The sequence below is a fragment of the Candidatus Leptofilum sp. genome (assembly GCF_965223285.1).
Taxonomy (GTDB): domain Bacteria; phylum Chloroflexota; class Anaerolineae; order Promineifilales; family Promineifilaceae; genus Leptofilum.
Map to the genome: position 1 here is coordinate 1156366 of NZ_OZ244997.1, position 26208 is coordinate 1182573.

Sequence of the window (26208 nt, forward strand, 5' to 3'; positions counted from 1 at the left end):
ATTGCACGCAATGAAATAACCTAGACCCCGTTTAGCCTCCTGGTGGTGGGGGTGGGGTGAATGTTGGTGGTGGTGATGTTGGTTGTGGGTTGCTGCCGCCGCCGGGGTTGGGTGTGGGTGTAAAGGTTGGCGTTGGCGTATTAGATGGCGTTGGTGTCGGCGTGTTGGTAGGTCGTGGCGGAATGGTGCCAGCGATGGGAACGTTGTCGCCCGTCGAGCCTTCAATAAACCGGCTGGCAAGGGCATATAACCAACCTGAACTGCCATCATCCAATACCACATTATACCATTCGGCTTCTGGGCTGTCTTGACCAATTACCCCCACAACTTCCCCTTCATACAAGAAGCGCAGGATGGGGTAAACGGTGCCAGGCCCTTGCCGTAAGCTGGCCGAACTCACAAAAATAACCAGTTGGGGGATGGGTGTTGGAGAGGGTGTGAAGGTTGGTGTGGCAGTTTCAGTTGGCGTTGGCGTGAAGGTGGCCGTGATGGGGGCTGGTTTAATGGCGATAAGCCGATTGCTGCTGGCGGCGATTTCCCTATTGGTGGCTAAATCTTCTAAAACAATGTGCCATTCTGACATGGCATTGCTGCCGCTGCCAGGTAATAGGGTTTGTAAGCTGTAGTTGCCATCTTCGGTTGGGGTACTAACGCTGCCTAACAAGGAACGGCCGTTATCAGTAACCAGGTAGACAGCAAATCTTTGATTTTCGGCCAGCGTATCTGACCAACTCCAGCGGAAATTGGCTGTGTCGCCAGCCAGGAACTCAGTGGCCTCTGCCGGTGACAATAAATTGATAAGACCGATGGTTTCACTGCGGTCTGTAGGGTCAATGGCAACGGCCGTATCAGCTGGATTAGCTACTGCTGCAATAGTTGCCGGTATGGAGGGCGTGGGTGTGGCCGTGCTAGTACTGTCAATGCCCACTGCCACTGGCTGGGCCGATGGGGTGGCATCTGTTTCCCCACGAGAAGAAACCAAGATGGCTACAATGCCCAAAATCACTAAAATGCCCACAAGCGGCAGCAAAAGAACCGCACGGGAGCGGCGTGGCAGTGCAACCACGACTTCTGTTTCGCCACGTGTTTGCACCAGCATGCGCTCGTTTTGCAGAGCATTATCTACCGCTTCCAAAAACTCTTTGATAGTTGCGTAACGACCCCACGGCTGTTTTCGTATGCTTCTGTCAACAAGATCATACGTTTGTCTGGCTAAATCAGGTCGTTTTTCTTCTAGGGCCGTGTTTTGCGGCCGAATTGCTTGCGAAAAAGTTTGCCAAACCGAGCCGGGTTCCTGAGGAAGCTCACCGGTTAAAATTTCATGCAAGATGGTGCCCAGGGCATATATTTGGCTGCGGCTGTCGAGGGGTTTGCCTTGCTGGCGTTCCGGGGCCGTGTAAGGTGTGTTGGTATTGACCTTTGCGTTTACGGCCGTACCGTTTTCTATGGCTGGGATTCCTAAATCTACCAGCACAATCGTACCATCTGCTTTCAGCCGGATGTTGTCCGGAGAGAGATGATAGTGAAACAAATCCAAACGCTCTGCCAGTTCCAGTGCTTCTGCCAGTTGGCGTACAATTTGAAGAGCGTAAATACTGTTGGCGGGTGAGTTTTGTTCAGAGAGCTGGTTTAACCGATCGCGAAGCGAGATGCCTTCAACAAGGTCCCGTGAAACGTAGGGTCGGTTATTTGGCGTTGTTCCAATTTGGTAAACTTCGGCAATATTAGGGTGCTTTATTTGAGAGACCTTGTTCATTTTTTCGATGAACTGGTCTACATACTGCTTTTTATTGTTATAAATTGGCAGGAGAATTTCAACCGCGACAGGGCAGTGTTCATCAACATCAAATGCCCGATAAAGATCGGTAACGGCCGTCTGCGTGATGTGGGCTTCTAACCTATATTGATCGAGTAACTGATCAAACAGGTTGGACGGCTTAGCCTGGTCTTTCTGGGTTTCCATCCGTTCCTAATAATCAATTTGCACACTTTATGCAAACAAAGCCTCGCCATTATACCCAAGAATGAAACAAGCTAAAACGATTGGATACATGAAGCATACCAAACGAGATAGATGAAGTTGCGCTGTTGCTCGTTATTGTTCGGCAAGGCCAATTTATTCGGGCGTGGGTTTACCCTCTTAACACTCTTCCAAATAATGCTGCCTCTTTTCAGAGACGTTGCTCCCACTGTAAACATAAGTACACTTACTGGCCTTATCATAATGAGCAAAAGTTTCGATCATTCTTACGAAACGCCTTTCCGAATTTCCAACAGCTTACTCATATGTGTGTCAAATAAGGGGTGTAAATTGCCCCCCATATTTCTGTTTGCAGCCCAGAGTGGTGTTTAGGGGGTCGTGATGTTCAAACTGTATTGATCGCTCAGGTTTACACCACCGTCGTTGATGAGCCACACGTAATATATGCCAGTTGGTTGGTTTGACAATGATATAGTTTTTGTTGCAGAAAAGTCTCCATTTTGGCCTAGGAGCGTCAAATTGCCACAACTGCCTCGCCAAACGGTAATTTGACCCGCAATGGGTACAAATTCTGTTAATTTGATTGTTACATCAGTCTGGCCATTTAGCGAGAATTGATACCAGTCGTGGGTGTTCTCAGCTAAGAATTTGTATGCTTGGTTAGTCTCGATGGGGTATGCTTGACTGCAAGCGTCATTTGGCTCACCCAGGGCGTTTTGACTGAGGTAGTTGTTGAGCATAAGAGGTAGATAGATATTGCTGCCAGGGGAAGTGGGTGGGTCTATGGGCAAAAGCTCAATAGAAACGGCCGTTGCCGTTGCCACTTCAGAATTTGTTACTGTTTCTAAACCTGTTGCCGTAAACAATATTGTGCCACTGACTCTGGGAATATAGGTGCAGTTGAAGACGGCCGTTTGCCCCACGGCAAGTGTGTCCAGGAATAAATCACAGCCGGTATCCGGTTCTGAATTAATTGTTACCTCGTCCAGGCTGGCACTGCCATTGTTGGTGAGGGTTATGGTAAAGAAGAGCTGCTCCCCTTCTCTAATTGAGGCTTGGTCTGGCGTTACCGTCAGGGTTAGCAGTGGATTCACAATAGCGACATCAATTGTGTGATTTGCTTCGACTAAATATTCAATTGTTGTGGTGGTGGCTTGCACCGTTGCTGTATTGGTCTGATTGGCGATGGCACTGTCAACGTCGCAGCTATAGTTGAGGCTTTCGCCCGGTTCTAGCGCGGGCAAGCTGCCTGCGGTCTGATCACAATCGGCAAAGTCAGTGTTGGTAACGGCTATATTTTCCAACACGGTGTCTCCACTGTTTTCTATTGTTATTTCAACCGTGAACGGCTCGCCCTCAAGAACGGCCGTCGACGATATCGCTTGGCTTATGGTTGTGTCTGGGTGAAATACCTCGATGGCATCAAAAAAGACGTTAGCGATACTGCCATCTATATTTTGTTGCATTGCCAAAGATAAGGACACCGTTTGGTCTGCAAACTCAGTAATATCAATAATAGCATTGTTCCAACCTGTTGGATTGTTTATGCCGTCTACAATTAATGACCATATTTCTTCATCATCAATGGTGACGACTGCACGATCGATATTTGGGGGACCAGGATCACGTTTGAGCGGATAGAACCAAAAAGAGAGCAATGCCGCATTTTCGGCAAGTGGGATCGATTGACGGGCTCCATTGTTGCGAATAATGAGCGGGCTTGGGCCACATGCACCGCCAACCCACAATGTTTGCTCACCGTCAATATTTTGTGGCGCTTCCTCGTCAATATCTGACCAATCACCAATACCGCTGAGGGGACAGGGTGTGCTAAAAAATTCCTCCCAGTCTGAAGGGATGTTTTCAAAACTGCCATCGTTGATTGGCTCTGCAAAAATGATTGGGGTGATAATGGTGAGTAAGGCTATGGTGAGCGTGAGGATGACCCACGGGGCTTTGATGTTTCGCCACTTCATTGATGTTTCTCCTGTCTCTTCGGCTAACGTTAGCGAGAGGTCCCAGACGCAAGCAAGGACACCTCTTTATTCTGGCGTGGAGAGGTTGCAATAACGCTTAAGACTTAAGAGTGAAAGCGTTAGGGGGTTGGTTCTGGGGGGACGGTGGGTGTGGATGGCCCTGATGTAGGAGCGGGAGGTTGAGGGGTGTTGCCGGGGGGAACGGCCGTTGTCCCCGGGTCCGATGGATCAGAGGGCACAGGCGTATCTGTTGGGTTTGGCGAAGTGGGTAGCCAGATGAGTTGGCCTACGCTCAGCAGAATGGTGTCCAGACAGTTGACGTCTTGCAAGCGCGCGACGGTGGTGCCTGTAGCTTGGCTCAATGCAGAGAGAGAATCGTTGGCCTGAATTGTGTAGCGTACCCAACCAAAAGGCGGTGATGGTACACAACTGGTTTCTGTTGGTTCTAAAGTTGGCGTTTCTGTGGGTGTACTTGTTGTGGTGGCTGTCGCCGAAAGGGGAGGGTCTGTCGGTGTTGCAGGTACGGCCGTTGGGGAAGGCAAGCTGGTTGGCGTTTCTACTTCCTCAGTGGGGGGAAGCACCTCATCTTCTTGTGTTTCTGTTGCTGTGCTTGTGGGGCTGTTGGTAATAAGTGCTTCATCTGTTTCGGGAACGGCCGTCAATTCAACCGCTGCAGGCAGATTAATTGCTTCGGGTGATGGCGTCGTGTTTTGTGCGCGGTTTCCCCGTCCACGAATGACCATCATGGCCAAAAGCAACAGAAAGATAAGGACAATAGCTGGAACAATAAATCTTCTGATTTGAGGCTGTCGCAGGCGATTGAGCAAGCGTAGCCAGATTGGTGGGGGCGGGGGTGGGGGTGCTAATTCAGCGGCAATTGCTTCTTCAATTGCTTGCACCTGGGCATTGATAGTTTCGTAGCGGCTCCACTCCCGCTGCCAAATACTGTTTTGTACCAGGCTGTAGGTTGCCAAAGCTAAATCAGAACGAACCTGATTCAGCGGAACCTCGCGTGCTCCCCGTTTTTGCTCAAAAATGTCCCATTCGGAAACTGGCAAGGCGGGCTGGCGGCCTGCTAGCAAACGATAAATCAATATGCCCAATGAGAAAACATTGCTTCGCCCTGAAAGTGCCTTGCCCGCTTTTTGCTCAGGGGATTGGTAATCTAACTCTCTGGACTGCTCCTCGTCTAACTGTGAGACAACGGGCGGCACAGGTGGTACGACCAAATCAAGCAGATAAGGATTGCCGGCGTCATCCACAAAGATGTTCTCGGGGCGCAAATCGTGATGAATGAGGCCGGTTGGGTGGGCTACACTGAGTCCCAGTGCCAATTTTTTTACCAATTCTAGCGCAGCCACGATTTCCGCTTTGTCGGTAGTATTCTCAGGTGGAGGAGGCGTGTCGTCTAGCTTTTCAGACAAAAATTGGCCTGTGTGGTACGGCATGACGGCAAACGGCCGTTTGCCATCCACCCCAAAATCTTGCAAAGGTAGCAGCGTGTCATGAGCCAGCTGCGAGATGGTTTCTGCACGACGCTGAAAACGTTCGCTCAAATCGGTTGCTCTGGCGGCCTCAGGTTGTAAGGTTACCAAAAACACAGCATCGTCGGTTTTTGTATTTTTGGCTAGATAGATAGCACTCGCCGCTTGCTCCACGAGCAGTTCATCCAGCACGTAATGGCTTATGTGGTTGTCATTTGCTTTTTTATTACGTGAAGATGCCATGAGTTAATTATTACTATCTTTGCCCCTTTTTGCTTTAGGCGTGCCCAAAAATATGCTGGCGTTGAGACCACACCAGCCCAATTATACACATTCTTATGCAAACTACAGTAATGTGAGTGCTTTTACTCAGAAAGCAAGGTGATGGTGCGGTTATCACTGGTGAGCAGGCTTGAGGATTCATCTTCCCATTGTAAACGAACCTGCCAAACGGCCGTTCCTGCCTCAGCTATATCCTCAAAAGCTACTAATACTTGGTAGCCATCCCCAAAATTGGGCTGATTGAGGCTGCTGGTTGCAATTACCGTATCGTCTTGGCGCAGTGTGAAAACCAATGCCTGCCCCGGCAGCAGCAGTTCTGAATATTGCCAGTAAAAGGTAATACGGCCGTTTAGCGGCAAGCTACTCTCGTTCGGTGGGCCTGAAAGGGTAATGGCGGCCTCCGGGGCAACGTTTGGACGTGGTGTGATGGTAGGCGTTGGGCTAGGTAAGATGGTTGCTGGCAGTATCGGCGGGCGTGTTGAGGTCGTGCTGGGTATGGTGCTAGGCTGGCTGGAAACGGCCGTGCCCGCCATAACTGTTGGCTGCGGCTCAGATGCCGTGCGAGGTAGAAAATTCAGCCCGATAATGATCAGCAACATAACCACCAGCGGGGTGACGGAATATAAAAGGCGTTTTCGGTTAATTTTTCTGTTGCCGTTGCTGGTCATGCTCTGCCTTTGCGTATGTTTGTTGGCAAAATTGTCGTTGAATGTACAAACGGCGCAACTTGCGTCGCGCCGTTTGCCTCAGAAAAGAAAGAGGAGCCCCGAGTAACTTTGTGATAAAAGTTACAAACAGATTGTAACAGCCCGCATGTTGGGTTCATCTGATGTTTGTCACTATTCTTGGTGAGCTTTATCATGGGCAATTGGTCAGGTTCTGATGCGTGGCTTGTTTAGCTGTTACAAACGGGTTGCGCCGTGCAGCCGTTGGCAGCAGAGGTGCATTGGTAGTTGAGTGCCATGCCCAGGTAGGGCGACGGGTCTAGCGTGTTTTCAAACAGGAGCTCGTTTAGGTAACGGCCGTTGCCATCATCCTTCACAATCGAAAAATGTAAATGCACCCAGATGTTCCGAGTGGCATTTCCATTGTAATCACCTGTGTAACCCAGTAGCGTGCCTTGCTCCACAAACAGTTCAGACGTACCGGGCGGAAAAGCTGGTTCAATAAAGCTGTTGCCTTCCCGGTCTGCCATGTGGGTGTAATACAGCCAAATTTGTTCACCGGGGCGTAACGGATCATCGGGTACGCGCACAATGAGCGCGCTGCGCCAATTTTCATCGCGGGTTACGTAGCCATCGTAGGCGGCATAAACAGGCGCAGTGCCAGGATTACCTTCGCTAAAAATATCAATGCCCTGATGTGGGTTGCTATTGGAATACGGGCCGCGCGGATCTTCATACAGTAACCCAATGAAGCCATCAGTAGGCAAAATAAAAGGGGCACCAGGGCAGGCGTCTTGTTGCGTGGTGATCAACGCGGCACGTTCTGAAGAGTCGCCCTGTGCCCACTGCAAAAAAGAGTGGCTCCGGGGGTCGCTCAACAAGCGTAGATACCCCAGGCCGCGATTTAGCACAAACGCCCCGATGAAAAGCACCAGCAGCGCAAGCCCGATCTTGAGCCAGCGATACTCTGGGGCAAAGAACCAACCGCTAAGTTGTTTGAATTTGGGGAAAAGCGATTTCATAGAATGTGAATTTGTTCAGGATTGCTTGAGCTTGGCAGCCCACTGCTGGAAGTGTGCCTGATCTTTTTCACTAAGGAAGGGATTTTGCACCGCCAGGTTGCAAATTCGCAGCGCATCCTCAAATTTGCCTTCACGGCGGTAAATGACGCGCAAATGTTCATACGGAAACCGCGTAGAAACCTGATCGCGAACTGCCTGTTCATAATGTTGGCACGCCTCTTCAATGCGCCCTGCCATTTCCAAGGCTTTGCCGCTGGATAAATTTTCCAGGATGCGGGGTCGGAGTTCGCTGTAAAGCAAATCGTAAGCACGGAGTTGGCCTTTGAGCTCGGTGGTTTGCTCCGCTTTTTCCAATTCTTGGGATTGGTTCTCAATAAAGTAGAGGATGGCCTGTGCGGAAACACCCTCTGCTTGCTGTTGTTTCAGTTGTGAACGCAGGATTGCCTCTGCCTGGGCAAACGCGTCATTTTCTTTTGCAAAATTATTCTCCTGTTTCTGAAATGGCCACCACTTTGGCATAAATAAAGCTCCTAACAAAACAATATAACTTATTCCACCCTACAGCATAAATTGTCTTTCTAAATGTGAAACTTGCGGCTGAAATTTGGTGGGAGATTCGGAACCTAATCTGCAAAAAGTGGAGCAAGCTCAGCCACGTCTACATTTCCGCCACTCAAGATGACGCCAATGCGTTGACCTGGCTCACCAATTTTGCCTGTGAAAACAGGGGCCAATGCTACGGCAGCACTGGGTTCCACAACCAGCTTCAGGCGCGCCCAGAGGAAGCGTAGCGTGGTGACAATTTCATCTTCGGTTACCGTAAGCATGTCGCTAACGTATTGACGCAGGATGGGGAGGTTGTGCGCACCGACAAAGCGGGTACGTAAGCCATCGGCCAGGGTGTTGGGTACGGCCGTTAACCTTACAATTTCGCCACGTTGCCAAGATTGCTGGGCATCGTTGGCAATGGCAGGTTCTACCCCAATGACACGGCAGGTTGGCTGCACGGCCGCTGCTGCCAAAGCAGTGCCACTGAGCAAACCGGCACCACCTACTGGTGCAAAGAGCAGATCGAGTGGGCCAACCTCTTGTAATAGCTCTAAAGCGGCCGTTCCGGCTCCAGCAATGATGTTAGGATTGTCATACGGGTGGATGAGTGTGTAGCCATGTTTCTCAATTTGCTGGGCACAAACGGCTTCCCGCTCAATGGCGGGGCAGGTGATGATGGTTGCGCCATAGCCAGCCGTGGCCGCTTTTTTGATGGCCGGAGCATTGTCTGGCATCACAATAGTAGCCTTCACGCCCAGTAACTTTGCAGCAAGTGCTAATCCCTGGGCGTGGTTGCCGCTGGAATGGGTGACCACGCCTGCTTCTTTTTGGGCTTTGCTTAGTTGGCTCACCGCATTGTATGCGCCACGAAATTTGAATGCCCCAACGCGCTGGAAGTTCTCGCATTTGAGGAAGATTTGGTGGCCAGTTTGCTGATTTAGGGTACGTGAGGTGTGAACAGGTGTTTGGTTGGCGATGCCAGCGATGCGGTTGGCGGCTTCTAAGACGGCCGTTGGTTGCGGAATTTGTAGACTCATGTGGGAGTTGAGTTTATAACGGCCGTTTCATCTCGATTCGCCGAAAGGAATCGAAATAGCCAGCTTTCTGAAAGCCAATCCATTTTGGATCTTCACACAGGTTTTCGGCAATGGAATCCTGACGCTTGTGTCGCTGATGCAGCACCGCCAGGACTGTTTCGGTCACTTCCGCCGGATCGCCAACGGTCACCTCAACAATGAGCCGCGTGAGCTGAAGCAAACCCGCATGGTATGTTACCCAGCCGCGACCGCCATTTTTCAGCTCCACAAGCAAGGCAGACAGGTTTCGTACATTTTGTTGAGATTCTGTTTCATTCAGCCAATTCGGCCGTTCTTCCCGGTGAGAGAGCAAAATGATGGCATCTTCATGGTTCAGCGTGGTGATACGCTTCACTTTGTCAAAAATTGTATTGTCTAGCTGCGTTTTCGGGGCGCGACGGGCCACAATTAGTTCGCGAGTTTCCTTGAAGCCAAACTTGAGAAAAAGTTGATGTGCTGGCGTATTTCCCTTGATGACTTCTAGCCAAATTGTGTCTAGCGAATCTTTTTCCCCAGCTTCCAGAAGACCCATCATGAGTGCGCTGCCAGTTCCCTTACGCCGACCGGCAGGCAATACCCCCAGCCGCGTGATCCAGCCGCGCTCTTCCCGCACGCCAAGCATTCCCAAACCCAGCATAGCATCCTCCTCCACGGCTACGCAAGAATGCTCTAGCGAAACATCATACACGCGGCAATATTCCATGAGGCGTGCCACATTCATAGGCATGGGCACCATGTAATCGACCCGTGTTTCATTGTAGGCGTCAGTGAGCTGTTCGTAGGTAAATTCGCTTGCGGGCTGTAGGTTCATGTGCGCATGTGAAGCTGCAAATCGGGTAGCGGGCTTATGAATCATGGGTCAGGTAGGCAGCAATCTCGTCGGCAAAGGATTTTACGTTGATTGGTTTGGTGATGCAGCCGTCGCAACCGTACCGCTGGGCCATTTCCAATGCTTTATCGGCGGGCCAGGCGGTTATGGCTACGATTGGGATGTTTTTCATTTCTGGGATTTGTTTAAGAAGGGTGACAACCGTTTGCCCATCAACATCTGGCAAGCCCATATCAACCAGTATCAAATCTGGGGTTTCTTCGAGTGCCAGGGCAACCCCGGTTTCGCCATCAGCGGCGTGGAGCAAACGGTAGTTGTGGGGTTCTAATACACGCTCTACCAACAGGCGGTTGGCGTGATTGTCTTCTATTTGTAGTATTGTTTTCATGCGTTTATGCGGCAGGTGGGGGGACGGGAAGGTCTGCAACGGCCGTATCTCGCCATTTTTCCCCTTCCTCAATTAACATGACTGGAATGCCGTCCCGAATAGGGTATTTCATGTTGGTGTCTGCACAGACGAGCCAGCAATTATGCACGAGTTCCAGTTGCCCAGGGTCATCCCCATATTCTGTTGATTGCACCGCTAACGGGCAGCGCAAAATGGATAAAAGTTGTGGGCTGATTGGCAGATCACTGATGTTTGTCATTCATAACCTCGCTTATTGCTCTTTCCTTCGTTGGCAATCATACGCATCTTCCTAAAAGTAGCAAGCTTTGGTTTGGCTTGCCTTATGGAAGCCGGGCACAGCGAAAGCCAACGGCCGAACTGATAAAGTCGGGCGATAACGAATTGCGGTTGGTAGACCGAATGCGGTCTGCCTGGTTGTTGAACGGCCACGCGCCCCCCCGAATGACGCGGGCAAAGCCGGTTTCTGGACCGGTGGGATCGTTGGTTTCACTTTCCGCATAGTAGGTTTCGTCATACCAGTCACCGGTCCATTCCCACATGCTGCCAGCCATGCCATAGATACCAAACGGACTCCGACCATTGGGTAGGGCATCAACAGGCTTCATGTTTTCGTAACTATCACTTTGGAACACGGCTAAATCTCCCGTGGGGTCTGGCATATTGTTGCCCCAGGGGTAGATACGGCCGTCTGTTCCTCTGGCTGCATACTCCCACTCTGCTTCTGTGGGCAGGCGTGCCCCAACCGATTCACAATACATTTGCGCCCCAAACCAGCTTACGTGGTTGATGGGATAATTAGCGAAGCCAGTGGCCGCAAAAAATTGAACAGAGCCATCCCCAATATCTTGCCGAGACAAGTAGCTTGTGTACCCGGCCAGCTCCTGAGGCCAGGCACAATCAACGCCATTGCAGGCGCGTTCGTACGCGCCAATGCGGTTGAGGAAAGCGGCATATTGCTCGACAGTGACTTCGTATCTGTCGATGTAGAACTGAGGCAACGTGACCTCATGCGGTGGTCGTTCATCTGGACCAGCTGAAAAATCATCTTCTGCTGCCCCCATGAGAAAGGTTCCGGCAGGAATGAGCACCATTTCCATGCCGTCTTGCTCGCGAATGATGGTAAAAGGGTAGCGGTCAGGCGTAGGGGTGGCGGTAGGCGTGCTGGTGGGTGTTGGGGTGGGGGTGATTGTTGGCGTTTCCGTTGGGTTAGGTGTGTTGGTGGGTGTGGCAGTGTGGGTGGCGGTGGGGTCAGTTACAACGGCCGCTTCCAGCATGGCGGTTGGTGTAGCCGGAACGGCCGTTGGCGTCGGTGAAGGTACGCCAAGAAAGCCTGCCACCTGCTGGCTAATGGGTGAGTTGCCCGCCAGCGTAAAGAGCACCACGGAGGCGGTCAGCAGCACAATTGCCAGAAGCAAAAAGAGAAGCGACCGACTGCGCCAAAAATCTGCCTGGCGAGCTAGCCGAAAGGCTTGCTTCACACCATGACTCCCTTGCAGATCGTACGTGGGCAAGGCACTGCTGCCATTGGCTGTTGAGAATTTGTGGATGGTTGCCACATCGGCTACGGTAATTTGGGAGAGATTGTATTGCTGCTGATGTTCGTATAAATTGTGGCACAGTTGCTGTGTTTTGTACGGATGGCCTTCTGTAATTTGATAAATGTATTGGGCAACGTCCTGAACCAAGGTGTAGGTGACAGGCTGGCGCACCAAGGCGATGGTTTCATCTTCATCCAGGGGAGGCAGTTCATAGAATAAGCCGTTTTGTAAGGCCGGATGTTCATCAGCACGGCCGTCTTTTGGGCTAGTGATGGCAAAAATGGCGTGGGCGGTGGTTTCGGCTGCCAAGTGGTGATGTAAATTTGCCACTGTTTCGTCTGGCAATGCCTCCGTTGCTAGCTGTTCCAGCAGTAGGTGGGCATTGTCAAACAAGAAAAGTAGACGCCGCTGGCTGGTTTGGCTAAACGGCCGTTTCTCATGCAAGATTTTTTCGGTGGGCAGCAAAAGTTGTTGCTGTAGTGCCTTTGGCGGATCGGCAATAAAGTCTGTATGGTTCAGCGTATCCAGCTCAATGTTGTACCGCGCCAACGTGTTGAGGCCGATATTGGCAATGTCCCAATAAAGCGCGCTAAGGCTGTCTAATGCCGTTTGGGCAAAATCAACGTAGATGCCTACAAACGGTGGGTTGATGGCACCTGCTTCTAGCTGCTTGAGGACGGCCGTTTTGCCAATTTTTGCTGGACCATGAAGGATAATCGGCTGGTCGGCAGCTAAATCTGGGGCAGTTTGGTCTAGCAGCCAGGCAAACAACGCCTGCCGCCCAAAAAAGAGAGGAGAGCTATACCCATTTTGATAATATGGATTTCCAGTCGTTGTGCTTTTATTCATAAGCATAAAAATAAGCAACTTTTGCCACCTATTTTATGTGTAAATGGGTCTGATTACAATGTGACTAACAGAAGCCGTTTGCTAAACGCCTGCTTTGCTCAAGGTCGCCAGGGTCGTTTGTACACGATCGTATTCCGCTTTGACCTGGTCGAAGAGATGATGGGCATCCTGAAGTTGGTCGGCTTTGGCAATTTGTTCTAGCTGATGGCTAAAGGCAGCGAGCGAGGTCATGCCCATGCTGGCACTAGAGCCTTTGAGCGTGTGTGCAGCATGCCGAATAGCTAAGCTATCGTGAGTTTGCACAGCCGTTTCCAGAGATTGCATCAGGAGAGCCGTATCTTCCAAAAAGATGGGGGTCATCCTTTCTAGAAACTCATGCGTGTCTTTGCCTACCAGCTGCGCTAACGCTTCCATATCAATTGGTTGAGCAGATGGTACGGAAGCAGGTGCTTCAATTGGGGTAGAGGCGAGGTTGTTGCTGGGCTGGTTCTGAAATTCGATGCCCTGGTAAAGCAGTTCTACCAACTGCTTAATCGTAACTGGCTTGCTAAGGTATTGGTTCATTCCAGCAGCCAAATAATTTTCACGATCACCGGGCAGGGCGTGTGCCGTAACCGCCACGATGTACGGCCGTTTCCCCTGCGCACACTCTGCCAAAATTTGTTTTGTCGCCGTCACGCCGTCCATTTCTGGCATCTGAACATCCATCAGGATCACGTCGTAAGCGTGTTGACTGGCAAGTTCTACAGCGATGCGACCGTTTACGGCCGTATCCGCCTCATACCCTAATTTGCCCAAAATGTTTTGTATAACGCGACGATTAAGCTGGTTGTCTTCTACCAGCAGAATCCTCAAAGGGAATCGCTCTGCCATGCTCTCGCCTGGTTCTCGCTTGGTTTCTGCTCGGCTACCAACAGACAAAACAGCCATTAACAAATCGTACAGTTGCGGCCCTTTTATTGGCAGGGTGAGCGTACCAGCAAACAATCCTGGTTGCCTCAACATTGTTTGGCGCAAGACGTCTTCCTGCTGCCCCATTAGGATGGTGGGAAGGGGAGTACTGCTTTCTTTGTTGGTTAACTGGCTCAAAATGTCGGGCTCAGCTTGCCAAACGGCCGTATCCAACAGCACCATGTGAAAAGGCAATGAATGATCAATCCAGTAAGCCGCCTCTTTTGAACTACCTGCCACATACACTTCCAACCCGGCCACGCGGGCCTCTTTGCTAATTTGCCTGCGCTGCGCCGCATTTTTGGCAATCACCAACAGTCGCTTGCCTGCCAACGATGCATCATTTTTGCGTAACGTTATTACTGGATGGACTTGCGTTGTGGCTATGCCCATTTGCACAGAAAAGTGAACCGTTGTGCCTTTGCCAATTTCAGATAGCAGATAAATTTCACCACCCATTCGCTCAATCAGCCGTTTGCAAATTACCAAGCCAAGCCCGTTGCCGCCGTGGGTGCGGGTTAAAGAGCCATCTACCTGCTGAAATGGCGAGAAAAGTTGAGAAATTTGCTCCGCAGCAATGCCAATGCCGGTGTCGCACACTTCAAATTCCAGCGAAATATTTGGCTTGTTCTGGATATGAGAAACTTCGATGTGAACGTAGCCCTCTTCCGAAAATTTGACGCCATTTTCTAGCAGATTTACCAAAATTTGCCGCAGCCGCACCGGATCGCCAGTTAATAAGGTCGGTGTTTGTTCGACTATGCGGTAGGTGAGCTTGATCATTTTCTTACCAGCAGCCTGTTGCACAGCTTCCAACGATGCTTCAATGCAATCTATGAGGTCGAACACTTGGTTATTTAAACTCAGATTACCTGCTTCTAGTCGAGAAAAGTCCAGGATGTTATTAATGAGTTCAACAAGAGTGTTGCTGCTCTGGGCAATGACGTCCACCATTTCGTTTTGATTGGCGTTCATGTTGGTTTGCCGCAGCATCTCTGCCATGCCTACCACGGCATTCAGCGGGGTGCGAATCTCATGGCTCATGTTGGTGAGGAAATGGTTCTTGGCTTGATTGGCTGCTTCGGCCGTTTCTTTGGCTTGTTGCAGCAGCAGTTCGGTTTCTTTGCGTTGGGTGATGTTGTGGAAGGTAATTAAACGGCCGTTTGCCCGTTTGTTTAGGTTTTCCAGAGGGGTAACGGAAACTTCATAGAAGGTTTCAGCAATAGATAGCTCCAGTTTGGTATTCTGGTTTTTAGCCAATGCAGCTTCCAATGGTGCCCAGCTTGGGCAGTTCACCACAAAAGGTTTGCCCAACAACGCTTTTTCTTCTTGTTGCAGCAGGGTTACGGCCGTTTCGTTTACGTCTAAAACCCTGTTTCGGTGATCCAGAACAATGACGCCACTTTTTAGCTGCTCCACCACTCGTTCCCGCGCAATTGGCACAACATCCAAAAAGCTAAATCGGAACCAGGCTATTGTGAAGCAAAAAGCGGTGATGGCAAAAGCAAATGGAGTGAGGTCTAGATATGGAACAGGATTACTGTCTGTGAGGTACACAATGTTGCTCAGCCAGGGGCAAAGGCTGCCCATTACAACAAGAATGATTTGTCCCTGAAATTGTTGTGGGGTGGTAACCATCTTCCGCAGCAAGAACACACTGCTGACAGCCAGCAATAGGTAAACATACCCAATGTAGGTCCAAAACCAAAGGCCATGCTCAAACACAAGGTATGTTAGATTGTTGACGTGCTCCAACGTTATTGAGGGCCAAATGAGCCCATGTTGTTCATTTGTCCAAACAAGTAAGAGGGTGATCAAAGGGAGAATGAGCAGAACGGCCGTAAATCGCCGTGGCTTTTCTATTTTGTCGAAAGCACCAATATATTTAAGTACAAAAAGCAGGTATGAGACGGGGATAAAAACAATGCCAAAATATTCGGCTTTTGCCCAAAACAGTTTGCTTGCTAACGAAGAGCCATTGAGTTCAAAAATATAGCCAATTACCCAAATGGTAATGGCAAGGAGTAATGATAGCAAATCCCGGCTGCCAGCAGCATTGGGCTGCCGGTATGTGTATGCCATAGAAGCAAGCGCAATCACAGCGGTAATAGCAAGTGGGATAGTGTAAGGAGACAGTTCCACAATCATCGTGTTGCTTTACAAATTCTTCCCCTGTAGGGATAGATGACAGGTTTGTAAAGCACGCTGAAGCTCCTGCACCCGAACAGGTTTGCTTACGTAATCGTCCATGCCTTGGCTCAGGTATGTTTCGCGGTCTCCTACCAGGGCATTGGCTGTCATGGCAATAATATAAGGTTGCTTGCATCCTATCAGTTCTTCGCGAATGTGGATGGTTGCTTTGAGACCGTCCATTTCTGGCATTTGTATATCCATCAAGATGACATCGTACGGCCGTTGCAGCACCGCTTCAATCACTTCTAAACCATTCCCGGCTACATCTGCCCGATACCCCAGCCGCTCTAACATTCGCAGGGCTACCTTCTGGTTGATGGTGTTGTCTTCAGCTAGCAAAATACGCAAAGGAAATTGCTCTCCCAATGTGGCGTCGAACATTGCCTTTCCCTCTTGTGGGGGAACGGCCGTTGCGTCATTAGATAATATTTTTACCAAGGTGTTAAACAGAACAGAAGACTTAACTGGTTTTGTGAGCGTTGCCTGAAACAAAGCACGTTTTTCTGAAGGCAGCGTTTGCCCGATGGAAGAGAGCAGCACCAAGGGCAACATTTGCTCAGAGCGAGTTTGGCGGATGATTTGCGCCAGCATGGCACCATCCATCTTTGGCAACTCCATGTCCAACACCGCCACATCAAAGTGCGCTTTGTCTTTCAGGGCAAAGATGACATCTGCGCTGGTGCTAAAACAGTGCGGAATCATCTGCCAGGCGGCGGCTTGTTTTGCCAAAATTGTTCGGTTCGTCGGATTATCGTCCAAAATAAGAATGTGTTTGTTGTATAAAGCATCTCCTCTGGGCAGATTATCTTGGTCGCCAATTAATTCTGCTTCTTTAACCTGAATCGTAAAATGGAAGGTTGAGCCTTTGCCAACAATGCTCTCCACCCACATCTGCCCTCCCATAAGATTAGTCAGACGTTTGGAGATAGCCAACCCAAGCCCGGTGCCACCATATTGGCGTGTTGTAGAAGCATCCACCTGGCTAAATGAGAGAAATAATCTATCTAGTTGCTCCGGCGGAATGCCAATGCCTGTATCTTTGACAGCCAGGTGAATTTCATGTTTGTTGTTAGCCAAGGGTTCGCTAGAAACAAAGATGACAATTTCGCCCTTGTCTGTAAATTTCACCGCGTTGCTAACTAAGTTCACCAATATTTGCCGAACGCGCGTGATGTCCCCTTGTATGATTGGCGGTACATTTTCCTCCATGTAATATGCCAAATTTAGCCCCTTGTTACTTGCTTCAGAATTAATTAGGTCTAAGGCTTCTTCGACACAGCTGCGCAGTCCAAAAGGCTGTTCTTCTAATTCCAGCTTTTCGGCTTCGATTTTGGAGAAGTCTAAAATGTCGTTGAGTACGCTTAACAGTGCCTCGCCACTGCGGTGGGTTGTTTCCACATAATCCTGCTGTTCAGGTGAAAGTGATGTGTCTAGCAGCAGATTGGTTAACCCGATTATGGCGTTTAGGGGGGTGCGAATTTCATGACTCATGTTGGCCAAGAAAGCAGATTTGGCTCGGTTGGCTTTTTCAGCCGCTTCTTTTGCTTCCAGCAGTTCTTTGGCTCGTTGCCGTAGCTGCCTGTTTAGTAAACTATTGAGCAGCGCCAGGCTGGCGTGCTCGGCAAATACCTGAGCAACAGCAATGGCACGGCCGTCGAAGGCGTCTTCTTCCGGGCTTTGCATGTCCAGCGCACCAACAATTTGGTCGCCAACTTTTAAGGGGATGACAAGCTCGGTGATGGTTTTGCTATCAAAGGGGAGATAGCGTGGGTCTAAACGTGCATCTGGGCTATAGATTACCTGGTTGGTGCGTACGGCCGTGGCAATCAGCCCCACACCATCTAGGGGAATAGCCGGAGCAACTTCATGGCTAAAATGTCCTGCAAATGCATATCGTACCAGCCGATTGGCCTGCCACTCTTGCCTCCGCACAACGTTGTTGCTTAATGTAATTGGCTTGTCTAGCAAAAGCACACTGCAATCTGCAAAATCAAACTCTTCAATTAAATTGTTGGCAATTTGGAGCGCAAGTTCTTCCAAACTGTTGTAGGTAAGCAGTTGGGTGGCAGCCCGGTATAGTGAAGATAGTTCGTTTTCTGCTTGTTTCCGCGCTACTAGTTCATCCTGAAGCTGAGTGTATAGCTGAGCGTTTGAGAGGGCTTGCCCCGCCGTTGTCATGGCCTGCTGCACCAAGTTTATTTCAGAAGGGGCGAACTCGCGCTCTACAAGGGAATCTATGCCAAACGTGCCAATAACGCGCCCGCCAACCAAGATTGGTGCAATGAGGAGGCTAACGGTGCCTCTAAAGGCCAATGGTTCACGGGTGTTGGCCATTAGCGGGTCTGTTTGAACATTTTTGATGACCAAGGGTTTGGCACTTTTGATAACCTGTTCAGAAGCTAGGTTTCCTACAATCGGAAACACCAATCCAATGCCAGACGGCCGTCCTTCCGTTAAATATTCGGCCACCACATGCAATTCTGTTTCATTGGCGTTCAGCATGGCGACTGCTGCCTGGGGTACGCCCAATGCCTCGGCCAAACTCTGGCAAATGGTTTCCAATATTTCAATGGGGTCGAGCAGGGCGGATACTTTTGTTAGTAGATCATTGATAAGTGTGTTGGCAGAAAGTTCCTGGTCGTAAGTACGCAGCGTGGTGTCAACCTGGTCCAGAAACGCCTGCCACTGTTCTAGCGAGGGTGGAGATGCATCATTCAACTTCAGATTATCGAGACGGTGCTGAAGGTCTTTTTGTCGCATAGCTGTTTTATAGACGCATCAACCTTTTACAAACTAAAATAAAAATGCCTGTAAAGCCTGTTGAACCGTGGGATAATCTGCTTCTAGAGAGGCCAAATTGCTGCGGGTAAGCTCGGCTTGCCCCTGTTTGCTACTCGCTTCAACAGCCAGGCACAATTCAGAAAATGGTAAAAGGCCGATGGTGGCACTGCTTCCCTTTAGGGCATGGGCAGCCATGCTAATGGAGGTAAAATCTCTGTTAGCGAGGCCTTCCCTCATTTGGGTAATCAGTGGAACAGCATCTTCCAAAAAAATGGATGCCATTTCATCAAGCATTTCGGGTGATGAATCACCCATCACCTGTTCCAGTGCATCCTTGACGCTGTTTTGAATTTGCAACAGGGTATGCTCAGAAACGGCCGTGTTTGCTACTGTGTGGTTTGTTTGTCTCATCATAACTCTTCCTTCACAGTGGTCTATGGATACAATCAACCAGCTTTCCTCATTGTATGAGTTGGCGATTTTAGCGACACTCCCGCTAAGGTACCAACTACCTGAAAACGAGCGGTGCATAGGTACTACTGGTTTGCCCACCAAACCATACGATTTAACGCAATGTCGTTTTTTGGGGCTGGCGACATAAAATACCGTACCAATGAGTTTTGACAGTTCATCTAACAGGAATGATGTATGCAACAAATCTGGATTCAAAAAGCAGGCCCTCCTGAAGTATTAAAGGTGCAAGATGGCCCCGATCCAATCCCTCGAAGTGGCGAAGTGCGGATTCGGGTAGAGGCTGCCGGTGTTAATTTTGCTGATATTTTGGGGCGATTAGGCATTTACCCCGATGCCCCTCGGTTGCCCTATGTGCCCGGTTATGAAGTGAGCGGCAAAATCGATTTGCTAGGGCAGGGTGTGCCCGATTTTCGTGAAGGGGATGCTGTGTCTGCCCTCACACGTTTTGGTGGCTACAGCAACGTGGTTTGTGTGCCGTACAGGCAAGTTTACAAGCGGTTAGACTGGATGAGTGCTCAAGATGGTGCAGCCATTCCGTTAACATACCTCACCGTTTACATGATGCTGGTGGTAATGGGGTCTGTACGGGCTGGTGACAAGGTGCTCATTCACGGAGCGGCGGGCGGGGTGGGGCTGGCTGCGCTGGATTTGTGCCGCATTTTAGGAGCAGAGACCTTTGGCACTGCTTCTCCTGAGAAGCATGACTTTTTGTTGTCTCAAGGGTTGTCACATGCCATTGATTACCGAAACCAGGATTATGAGCGTGCGGTGATGAATTTGACGGGTGGCAAGGGGGTGCATGTGGTGTTGGACCCGCTCGGCGGTGTTCATTGGCCCAAAAATTACCGATTGCTGATGCCAAGCGGCCGTTTAATCCATTTTGGGGCCAGCAGTTTAGCCACTGGCAAGCGTCGCTCGTTGTGGTCAGTTTTTCGGGGAATGGTGATGCTGCCGTTCTACACGCCGCTCAAGTTAATGAACGACAACAAGGCGGTGATTGGTGTGAATTTGGGGCATATGTGGGAACAAGCTGAGATGATGCGCCCGTGGATGAAGCAAATTATTGCCTGGTATGATGAGGCTCTGTTTCGCCCTAAAATTGACCGGACGTTTTCTTTTGCAGAGGCAGCAGCGGCACACCATTACATGCAAGACCGCAAAAATATTGGCAAAGTGCTGCTGCTGCCTTAATGTAAAATCGTTGAACGTTCTACGTCGTGCGACGTTTCCATTCCAGGAAGATACCCATGCCGACGAGAGCAAGCCCGAAAACGGCCGTTACCCAAACAATCCAACTGCCACCCGATGTGCTGGCCGCAGCACCAGATTCTGGCAGAATGATAACCGCGTTGGTACCTTCACTTACACAGAAATCATACCCAGTTTGTACCAAGCCATCGTTTGGGAAAACAGGCGCATAGCGTGGGTTTTCTGACGTGACTACATATTTTGCGGTGTCCGGTTTGGCCGTGACGCGCCAGTAGCTTTGCCCAGCCGCTGCCAAGCCGTAGGTGCCATTGTCAGCCGTAGTTAAAGTTACAACTGTCGCCTCATCGCTGCTGACAAATTCAATTGTGACGCCTTCAACCGGCTCTTCACCTGCAACGCCAGTATTCACACATACGCCATCCCCATTCACGTCTTTGTAAACGGCGCCACTAATCGAGCCTCGTTCATCCGATTGTGCCTGAGCGGTGCCGGCCAGGAGAAGCAGGAAAGCAGTCAGCAGAAGAATTACCAACCCAGTACGTCTATTTTGTTTCATTACAAACCTCCTAAAAAGTTAGTCAACAAACAATTAATATCGGTCAATTTGATCCGGAATCGGTTGGATGTGCAACCACAATGAGCCTGTGAGAATTATCCGTTTGTGGCCAGCAAGTTACCAACGTCAGCCGTTCGTCCGCAGTTGCTTGAATCCATTGAGCATTTTCCAATCGGGCAGCCAAAGGCTGGTCTCGTTCTGGCAAGATTTGCACATCGGTTACGGTGTAATTATGGGGGAGTTCTTCATCGTAGACCACAATTTCGGCACCAACTTCCAGATCAACCAGCTTGCCAAAAATCTCGCCAAAGATGTTGTGGTGGCCATTGAGCACTGTGTTGCCTGCCTGCCCCAGAGGCGCACTACTGTTGTGCCAGCCAGCCTCGTAAGCTTCTGGAACCTGCCATTGGTACACAGTTTGTTCACCACTCTGAATAGCGGTTAAGCCAACATTTACTACAGGGGCATCCACCGCAAGGCTGGGAATCACGATGCGTTGTGGCTGATTGGCTAAGCTGCCAATTTGGGCATCTTCCAAGCTAACAAACCCTTCTGGTAAGGTGATTTCGGTGCTGGCTACCGCTTCTTCTGTTATGGCAGTGGCATTGGGAATGGGCGTAACAACGACGGTAATGACGGGCAGGGGGGTGTTGGCAACGGCCGTTTGCCCGTCAGGTGGCCTAAAAAGCAATATCGAAGCAGCGGTTAAAACCACAATGAGCCCAACTGTGATAAAGACGATCCCCAGAGGGACTACTTTTTCGTCAGAATTTTGCGCTGTCATACCGCATCAGTATAAACGACAAGATGATTTATGTAAAGCAATGAGATTAGGCAGCCTGAATTGCCTGGATCAAAGCAGGCAGAATTTCACCAGATGGCCCAGAAAGCACCTCATCGGCCCAGCGGGTTAGCGGGGTAGGCTGGGGATTGATTTCCACGAGCAGAGCCTTGTTTTCCAGAGCGTACATGGGCAGCGTGGCCGCTGGGTGTACCAGGGCAGAAGTGCCAACAGAAAAGAAGATGTCGCAGGATTGGGCGGCGTGAACGGCCGTTGTCAACACATCTCCGGGTAGATTTTCGCCAAACCACACCACATTCGGCCGTAGCAAGCTGCCGCAGGTTGGGCATTTTGGTGGCACCTCATCACCTGCTGGCAATTGCGCCACAAAATGGCCATGCGTAAAGCACTTTGTTTCCATGATGTTACCATGCAGCGAGAGTACGTTGGTGCTGCCTGCCTCCTGGTGCAGCCCATCGACATTTTGGGTAATGACTGTGAGTTGTGGCACCAGGTTGGCCAATTCGACCAACGCCACATGACCCGGATTTGGGGCTGCCCGATTCACCAGCTCCCGTCGCCAGGTATACCACTCCCACACCAGCTTGGGATTGCGCTGAAATGCTTGTGGTGTAGCCAACTCTTGCGGATCATATTTGGCCCAGAGGCCCGTTTGTGCTTCACGGAAGGTCGGTACGCCACTCTCTGCCGAAATGCCCGCCCCGGTAAGTACCGCAACAGATTGGGCGGTTTTCAATTTTTGGATGAGAGTGTCTGGAAAATGAAAATTGTCTGACATATCTTTTTCTCTATAATGAGGGCAAATAAGTAAACCACATGGAGCACTAATTTGAGTCAAGAAACGCCTCAGCAGCCACAATTTGCCCACAAAATTGAAGAGGAATTTGCCCGCATTCTTGATTACTATGGGATTGAATGGGAATATGAACCACGTACGTTTCCTCTGGTTTGGGACGATGATGGGAGCGTCACCACTGCATTTTCGCCTGATTTTTATTTGCCGGGTCAGGATTTGTATGTTGAGTTGACGACGTTGCGGCCCAAGCTTATTCGGCATAAAAACCGTAAAATTCGCCAGATGGCTGAATTATACCCCGATATCAACGTGAAGTTGTTTAAGCGAGATGATTTACGCAATCTAATGATCAAGTTTGGGTTAGATGGCGAGGCTGCGCCCATTGTTGGCACAGACGCACAGGACAATGACCAATGAAGGCTACATTGCCACCAGAAGCCTATGGCGAATTATATGATGGTATTTCCAAAGTGCTTTTTTCTGCTGAAGCAATAGCAACCAGGGTAACTGAGTTGGGGGAGCAGGTGTCGGCAGATTATAACGGCCGTTACCCTCTCCTCGTTGGTGTGCTGAATGGCGTTGTCCCCTTCATGGCCGATTTACTAAGGACAATTACCATCCCGGTGGAAGTAGATTACCTGGCTATTGCCAGTTATTCAGCCGAAACGCGCGAGCGCGGTCTGGTGCGTCTGGAAAAAGATTTAGATGAGACTATCAAAGACAGGCATTTGCTTTTTGTTGAGGACATGATCGACACCGGCCTCACGCTCAATTACTTGCTGCAAAATTTACGGGCCCGCGAACCAGCCAGCATCGAGGTATGCACCTTGTTCGATAAATCCCGCCGCCGCCTTATCAATTTACCCATCAAATACAAAGGGTTCGACCTCCCGGACCGCTTTGTAGTTGGGTATGGCTTGGATTATCGCGGCAAATACCGCAACCTGCCTTTTGTCGGCCTCCTGAAGCCAGAAATATTTCAACCCAATAACAGATAAAAAAAGCACACCCTGCCAAGAGTGTGCTTAAAAAGCGAGGAGCCCCAAGTAACCATCTGGTACTTTACCGCTTCCATTGATTCGAGTGACATTTGTCTCCCGTTCTCTCTGAAACTTGCTTACTAACTCATGTGCAATTACCAATCATATATGAATACGGTATATTACACATCTTGTTAGAAAGTCTTGCTTTGGCTTTCTAAACTTCTATTCTCAATATCTTTCAATATGTTGAATTTTTAGTTTAGATCCCCGCAGCTTCGGTAAAAAACCGTCCAATTTCTCGGAGCTTCCTCTATCCCATAGATAAAAGCAGCTAGTACTTTTTACCTACAAGATAGAGGAAGTATAGATAATAGCATGTGCAACTGTCTACTGATCTTTGTCTGGCAAAAAGATGACAAAAATCATGTTTGGTGCCTAAATTCCCAGGATCAACTTCGCTAGAGAAAAGTAAATGAGCAAGCCAGTCGCATCCACAATGGTGGCAATCATCGGGCCGCTGATAACGGTGGGATCAATCCGCACGCGATCTGCCAAGATGGGAATGACGGTGGCCACCGTTGTGGACCAAATAACGATGATGGGCAGCGTGAGAGCAACGACCAGTGCCACCTCGAAGCCTGTTTGCCACAGCAAGGCACGCACGATGCCCACGGCACCCATCACAACGCCTAGCAGAAGCCCGACGGAGACCTCGCGCCGCCAGGCTGCGCCTAAATTGCTTAGGCGCACTTCGTCTAACGTGATGGCACGGATGATGGTGGCGACGGTTTGTGAGCCAGCGTTACCGCCTGTGCCAGTAATGAGTGTGATGAAGAAACCCAGAGCCACAATTAAATCCAGCTCATTTTGGAAGAAGCGTATCACTTCGCCGGAAAGGGTGGAGGCAACAAAGAGCAGCAGCAGCCAACCGATGCGCTTGCGCACTATCTGAAACACAGAGACGGCAAAGTAAGGTTGGTCTAGCGGTTCAGAACCACCGAGCCGCTGAATGTCTTCGGTAACTTCTTCCTCGAAGATGTCTAATACGTCATCCACGGTGACAACGCCGAGTAGCTCGTTGGTTTCGCTGACGACAGGGACGACGAAGTAGTCGTAGCGAGCGACAAATTCGGCCAACTCTTCCTGATCAGCCGTTGCGGGAACAGAGGCGACATCACTGCTCATGAGCGATTCGATGGTGGCATCGGGCTGTGACAAGATGAGTACCCGTAGCGGAACCACGCCGATGAGCTTCTTGTCGCGGTCTACCACATACAGGTAATGCAATGTTTCGGCATCTTCCAGAGAACGCAAGTAGTCGAAGGTTTCGCTAACGGTCCATTGGCGACGCAGGGCAACCACGTCACGGGTCATAAGGCGGCCTGCGGTTTCCTCCTCGTAGGCTAGCAGTCCTTGCACTTCGGCCGCTTCTTCTGGCTCCATGAGTCCAATGAGCCTGTCTGAAACTTCTTCTGGCAAATCTTCCAGGAACTCGGCGGCATCGTCCATCGGCAGCTCGTCGAGAAGGTCGGCCAGCCGTTCATCGTCTACTTTTTCTACCAGCTCTTGCCGCACTTGGCCACCGGTTTCATCTAGCACTTCACTGGCAATTTCAACTGGCAGCAGCTCAAAGACGGTAACGGCCGTTTCTGGTTCCAACTCATCTAGCAGCACAGCAATATCGGCGGGATGCACCCGCTCGAGCTGTGTCTGGAGTTCGACTAGCTGGCCATCGGCCACAAACTGCTCAATATCTTCAATTGGGAGGAAATTCATTGCATTTTCATCCATCTTGAAAGCTCCTAATTTGGGAGGGAATGTGTGTGTTGTGGCCGCAGCGAGCATAAATGCCACAAAAGAGAACGGGGCAGCCGCCCCATTATATCCCACTAAATTCGTGATACAATCCAAAGGGAAGGAGAATTTGATGATACCCGCGCTATTGTTGATCAACTTTTTGTTGATGATTGGGATGCCCATCTTGTTGGGAATCTGGCTATCCCGTAGGCTAAAGGTGGGTTGGTCGCTCTTTGCCATCGGGGCTGGTGCGTTTGTTTTAGCGCAGGTTGGGCACTTGCCTTTTAACTGGCTCGTTTTGCAGCAGCTAGCGTGGGTAACGCCCGATAATTTACTGCTCTACGCCACCTTTTTAGGATTATCTGCTGGCAGTTTTGAAGGTGTCATGCGCTATATTACTTTTCGCTTTTGGGCAAAGAAGGCGCGCAGTTGGGGGACAGGCATGATGGTGGGCGCAGGGCATGGCGGTGTTGAAGCAATCATCCTCGGAGTGCTGGGTTTGATTAATTTCACCATCTTGCTTGGGTTGCGCGAAGGGTATTTTGCGGACATTTTGGCATCTGTGCCAGAGGATCAGCTTTATTTGGTAGACCAGCAAATTGAGGCGTTGTTTGGTGTGTCGCCTGCGATTGCCGTGTTTGGGGCATTGGAGCGATTTTTTGCCATTTTGCTCCATTTATCCGCGTCGTTGCTGGTGATGCAGGCTTTTGTACGCAAGCAGCTGCGCTGGTTTGGGGCTGGCATTTTGTGGCATGCGCTTATTGATGGCGTTCTGGTGTATATGGTTGTGACACAAAGCGCAATTATGGCCGAGACTGTGTTGGGCGTGATGAGTGGGGTAAGTTTGGCGATTATCTTTTGGCTGCGCCGACCAGAGCCTGTCGAGGCGGAATTGCCGCCGTTGCCTGCGCTGGAGCCATTGTCGCCACTAGCAGTTTCACAGGATTCCTTGGATCAGAGTAAATATTCTTGATAAAAATTCGTGTAGCGTTTATTGGGTGCGCGT

22 protein-coding genes are annotated in these 26208 nt (G+C 50.1%); 4 read left to right on the forward strand and 18 right to left on the reverse strand.

The features are described from left to right. Positions 1-31 precede the first annotated feature (31 nt). The 14 genes from ACOQPU_RS05500 to ACOQPU_RS05565 form a co-directional block, all read right to left on the reverse strand. On the reverse strand, positions 32-1963 hold the full coding sequence (locus tag ACOQPU_RS05500; RefSeq protein WP_420644121.1) for a protein kinase domain-containing protein: 1932 nt from the start codon (positions 1961-1963) through the stop codon (positions 32-34). 386 nt (positions 1964-2349) lie between these two features. Further along, complete coding sequence (locus tag ACOQPU_RS05505) at positions 2350-3957, reverse strand: hypothetical protein (protein ID WP_420644122.1); 1608 nt, start codon at positions 3955-3957, stop codon at positions 2350-2352. 119 nt (positions 3958-4076) lie between these two features. Continuing rightward, positions 4077-5684 carry a serine/threonine protein kinase gene (locus tag ACOQPU_RS05510; RefSeq protein WP_420644123.1) on the reverse strand — a complete coding sequence of 536 codons (1608 nt, stop codon included), beginning with the start codon at positions 5682-5684 and terminating at the stop codon, positions 4077-4079. Positions 5685-5806: 122 nt separating this feature from the next. After that, positions 5807-6391 carry a hypothetical protein gene (locus tag ACOQPU_RS05515; protein ID WP_420644124.1) on the reverse strand — a complete coding sequence of 195 codons (585 nt, stop codon included), beginning with the start codon at positions 6389-6391 and terminating at the stop codon, positions 5807-5809. A 227-nt stretch (positions 6392-6618) separates the two neighbouring features. Next, complete coding sequence (locus ACOQPU_RS05520) at positions 6619-7410, reverse strand: M23 family metallopeptidase (protein ID WP_420644125.1); 792 nt, start codon at positions 7408-7410, stop codon at positions 6619-6621. A 15-nt stretch (positions 7411-7425) separates the two neighbouring features. Further along, complete coding sequence (locus ACOQPU_RS05525) at positions 7426-7929, reverse strand: hypothetical protein (protein ID WP_420644126.1); 504 nt, start codon at positions 7927-7929, stop codon at positions 7426-7428. A gap of 104 nt (positions 7930-8033) precedes the next feature. Continuing rightward, a complete protein-coding gene (locus tag ACOQPU_RS05530) occupies positions 8034-8996 on the reverse strand; it encodes a pyridoxal-phosphate dependent enzyme (RefSeq protein ID WP_420644127.1) in 963 nt (320 codons plus the stop codon). Positions 8997-9009: 13 nt separating this feature from the next. Continuing rightward, positions 9010-9846, reverse strand: a complete 837-nt coding sequence (locus ACOQPU_RS05535; protein WP_420644128.1) for a GNAT family N-acetyltransferase — start codon at positions 9844-9846, stop codon at positions 9010-9012. A gap of 34 nt (positions 9847-9880) precedes the next feature. Beyond that, entirely contained in the window at positions 9881-10252 is a 372-nt protein-coding gene (locus ACOQPU_RS05540) for a response regulator (RefSeq protein WP_420644129.1), read from the reverse strand. 4 nt (positions 10253-10256) lie between these two features. Then, complete coding sequence (locus ACOQPU_RS05545; RefSeq protein WP_420644130.1) at positions 10257-10511, reverse strand: Trm112 family protein; 255 nt, start codon at positions 10509-10511, stop codon at positions 10257-10259. Between the two features lie 82 nt (positions 10512-10593). Beyond that, complete coding sequence (locus ACOQPU_RS05550; protein ID WP_420644131.1) at positions 10594-12660, reverse strand: SUMF1/EgtB/PvdO family nonheme iron enzyme; 2067 nt, start codon at positions 12658-12660, stop codon at positions 10594-10596. Positions 12661-12741: 81 nt separating this feature from the next. Continuing rightward, on the reverse strand, positions 12742-15759 hold the full coding sequence (locus ACOQPU_RS05555) for a histidine kinase N-terminal 7TM domain-containing protein (RefSeq protein WP_420644132.1): 3018 nt from the start codon (positions 15757-15759) through the stop codon (positions 12742-12744). A gap of 9 nt (positions 15760-15768) precedes the next feature. Then, positions 15769-18564, reverse strand: a complete 2796-nt coding sequence (locus ACOQPU_RS05560; protein ID WP_420644133.1) for a response regulator — start codon at positions 18562-18564, stop codon at positions 15769-15771. Positions 18565-18597: 33 nt separating this feature from the next. Next, the gene (locus ACOQPU_RS05565) at positions 18598-19254 is read right to left on the reverse strand and encodes an Hpt domain-containing protein (protein WP_420644134.1); all 657 of its coding nucleotides are present in this window, start codon (positions 19252-19254) and stop codon (positions 18598-18600) included. Here ACOQPU_RS05565 and ACOQPU_RS05570 point away from each other — a divergent pair. Further along, positions 19234-20250 carry a synaptic vesicle VAT-1 family membrane protein gene (locus ACOQPU_RS05570; protein ID WP_420644135.1) on the forward strand — a complete coding sequence of 339 codons (1017 nt, stop codon included), beginning with the start codon at positions 19234-19236 and terminating at the stop codon, positions 20248-20250. The two genes, ACOQPU_RS05565 and ACOQPU_RS05570, sit on opposite strands and share 21 nt — an antisense overlap. Before the next feature lie 19 nt (positions 20251-20269). Here the strand turns inward: ACOQPU_RS05570 and ACOQPU_RS05575 are convergent, their stop codons facing one another. From ACOQPU_RS05575 to ACOQPU_RS05585, 3 genes are read right to left on the reverse strand one after another with little or no spacing between them, the layout of a single operon-like run. Continuing rightward, on the reverse strand, positions 20270-20824 hold the full coding sequence (locus ACOQPU_RS05575; protein ID WP_420644136.1) for an SdrD B-like domain-containing protein: 555 nt from the start codon (positions 20822-20824) through the stop codon (positions 20270-20272). A gap of 43 nt (positions 20825-20867) precedes the next feature. Continuing rightward, on the reverse strand, positions 20868-21608 hold the full coding sequence (locus ACOQPU_RS05580) for a sortase (RefSeq protein WP_420644137.1): 741 nt from the start codon (positions 21606-21608) through the stop codon (positions 20868-20870). Positions 21609-21654: 46 nt separating this feature from the next. Continuing rightward, complete coding sequence (locus tag ACOQPU_RS05585; RefSeq protein ID WP_420644138.1) at positions 21655-22404, reverse strand: SIR2 family NAD-dependent protein deacylase; 750 nt, start codon at positions 22402-22404, stop codon at positions 21655-21657. 51 nt (positions 22405-22455) lie between these two features. Between ACOQPU_RS05585 and ACOQPU_RS05590 the strand changes: the two genes are divergently transcribed. Together ACOQPU_RS05590 and hpt are read left to right on the forward strand one after the other, a co-directional pair. Next, entirely contained in the window at positions 22456-22839 is a 384-nt protein-coding gene (locus ACOQPU_RS05590) for a hypothetical protein (protein ID WP_420644139.1), read from the forward strand. After that, entirely contained in the window at positions 22836-23420 is a 585-nt protein-coding gene (gene hpt, locus ACOQPU_RS05595) for a hypoxanthine phosphoribosyltransferase (protein WP_420644140.1), read from the forward strand. Before ACOQPU_RS05590 ends, hpt begins: the two co-directional genes overlap by 4 nt. A 420-nt stretch (positions 23421-23840) precedes the next feature. Here the strand turns inward: hpt and mgtE are convergent, their stop codons facing one another. Further along, a complete protein-coding gene (gene mgtE / locus ACOQPU_RS05600) occupies positions 23841-25196 on the reverse strand; it encodes a magnesium transporter (protein WP_420644141.1) in 1356 nt (451 codons plus the stop codon). Between the two features lie 136 nt (positions 25197-25332). Here mgtE and ACOQPU_RS05605 point away from each other — a divergent pair, with 136 nt between their 5' ends. Next, positions 25333-26175 (forward strand): YhfC family intramembrane metalloprotease, encoded by an 843-nt coding sequence (locus ACOQPU_RS05605; RefSeq protein WP_420644142.1) that lies wholly within the window; start codon positions 25333-25335, stop codon positions 26173-26175. The last annotated feature ends 33 nt before the right edge of the window (positions 26176-26208 follow it).

Bases quoted from the DNA above. Each gene is read 5' to 3' on its own strand.
- ACOQPU_RS05500 (WP_420644121.1), bottom strand. From the start codon at position 1,963: ATGGAAACCCAGAAAGACCAGGCTAAGCCGTCCAACCTGTTTGATCAG.
- ACOQPU_RS05505 (WP_420644122.1), bottom strand. From the start codon at position 3,957: ATGAAGTGGCGAAACATCAAAGCCCCGTGGGTCATCCTCACGCTCACC.
- ACOQPU_RS05510 (WP_420644123.1), bottom strand. From the start codon at position 5,684: ATGGCATCTTCACGTAATAAAAAAGCAAATGACAACCACATAAGCCAT.
- ACOQPU_RS05515 (WP_420644124.1), bottom strand. From the start codon at position 6,391: ATGACCAGCAACGGCAACAGAAAAATTAACCGAAAACGCCTTTTATAT.
- ACOQPU_RS05520 (WP_420644125.1), bottom strand. From the start codon at position 7,410: ATGAAATCGCTTTTCCCCAAATTCAAACAACTTAGCGGTTGGTTCTTT.
- ACOQPU_RS05525 (WP_420644126.1), bottom strand. From the start codon at position 7,929: ATGCCAAAGTGGTGGCCATTTCAGAAACAGGAGAATAATTTTGCAAAA.
- ACOQPU_RS05530 (WP_420644127.1), bottom strand. From the start codon at position 8,996: ATGAGTCTACAAATTCCGCAACCAACGGCCGTCTTAGAAGCCGCCAAC.
- ACOQPU_RS05535 (WP_420644128.1), bottom strand. From the start codon at position 9,846: ATGAACCTACAGCCCGCAAGCGAATTTACCTACGAACAGCTCACTGAC.
- ACOQPU_RS05540 (WP_420644129.1), bottom strand. From the start codon at position 10,252: ATGAAAACAATACTACAAATAGAAGACAATCACGCCAACCGCCTGTTG.
- ACOQPU_RS05545 (WP_420644130.1), bottom strand. From the start codon at position 10,511: ATGACAAACATCAGTGATCTGCCAATCAGCCCACAACTTTTATCCATT.
- ACOQPU_RS05550 (WP_420644131.1), bottom strand. From the start codon at position 12,660: ATGAATAAAAGCACAACGACTGGAAATCCATATTATCAAAATGGGTAT.
- ACOQPU_RS05555 (WP_420644132.1), bottom strand. From the start codon at position 15,759: ATGATTGTGGAACTGTCTCCTTACACTATCCCACTTGCTATTACCGCT.
- ACOQPU_RS05560 (WP_420644133.1), bottom strand. From the start codon at position 18,564: ATGCGACAAAAAGACCTTCAGCACCGTCTCGATAATCTGAAGTTGAAT.
- ACOQPU_RS05570 (WP_420644135.1), top strand. From the start codon at position 19,234: ATGCAACAAATCTGGATTCAAAAAGCAGGCCCTCCTGAAGTATTAAAG.
- ACOQPU_RS05575 (WP_420644136.1), bottom strand. From the start codon at position 20,824: ATGAAACAAAATAGACGTACTGGGTTGGTAATTCTTCTGCTGACTGCT.
- ACOQPU_RS05580 (WP_420644137.1), bottom strand. From the start codon at position 21,608: ATGACAGCGCAAAATTCTGACGAAAAAGTAGTCCCTCTGGGGATCGTC.
- ACOQPU_RS05585 (WP_420644138.1), bottom strand. From the start codon at position 22,404: ATGTCAGACAATTTTCATTTTCCAGACACTCTCATCCAAAAATTGAAA.
- hpt (WP_420644140.1), top strand. From the start codon at position 22,836: ATGAAGGCTACATTGCCACCAGAAGCCTATGGCGAATTATATGATGGT.
- mgtE (WP_420644141.1), bottom strand. From the start codon at position 25,196: ATGGATGAAAATGCAATGAATTTCCTCCCAATTGAAGATATTGAGCAG.
- ACOQPU_RS05605 (WP_420644142.1), top strand. From the start codon at position 25,333: ATGATACCCGCGCTATTGTTGATCAACTTTTTGTTGATGATTGGGATG.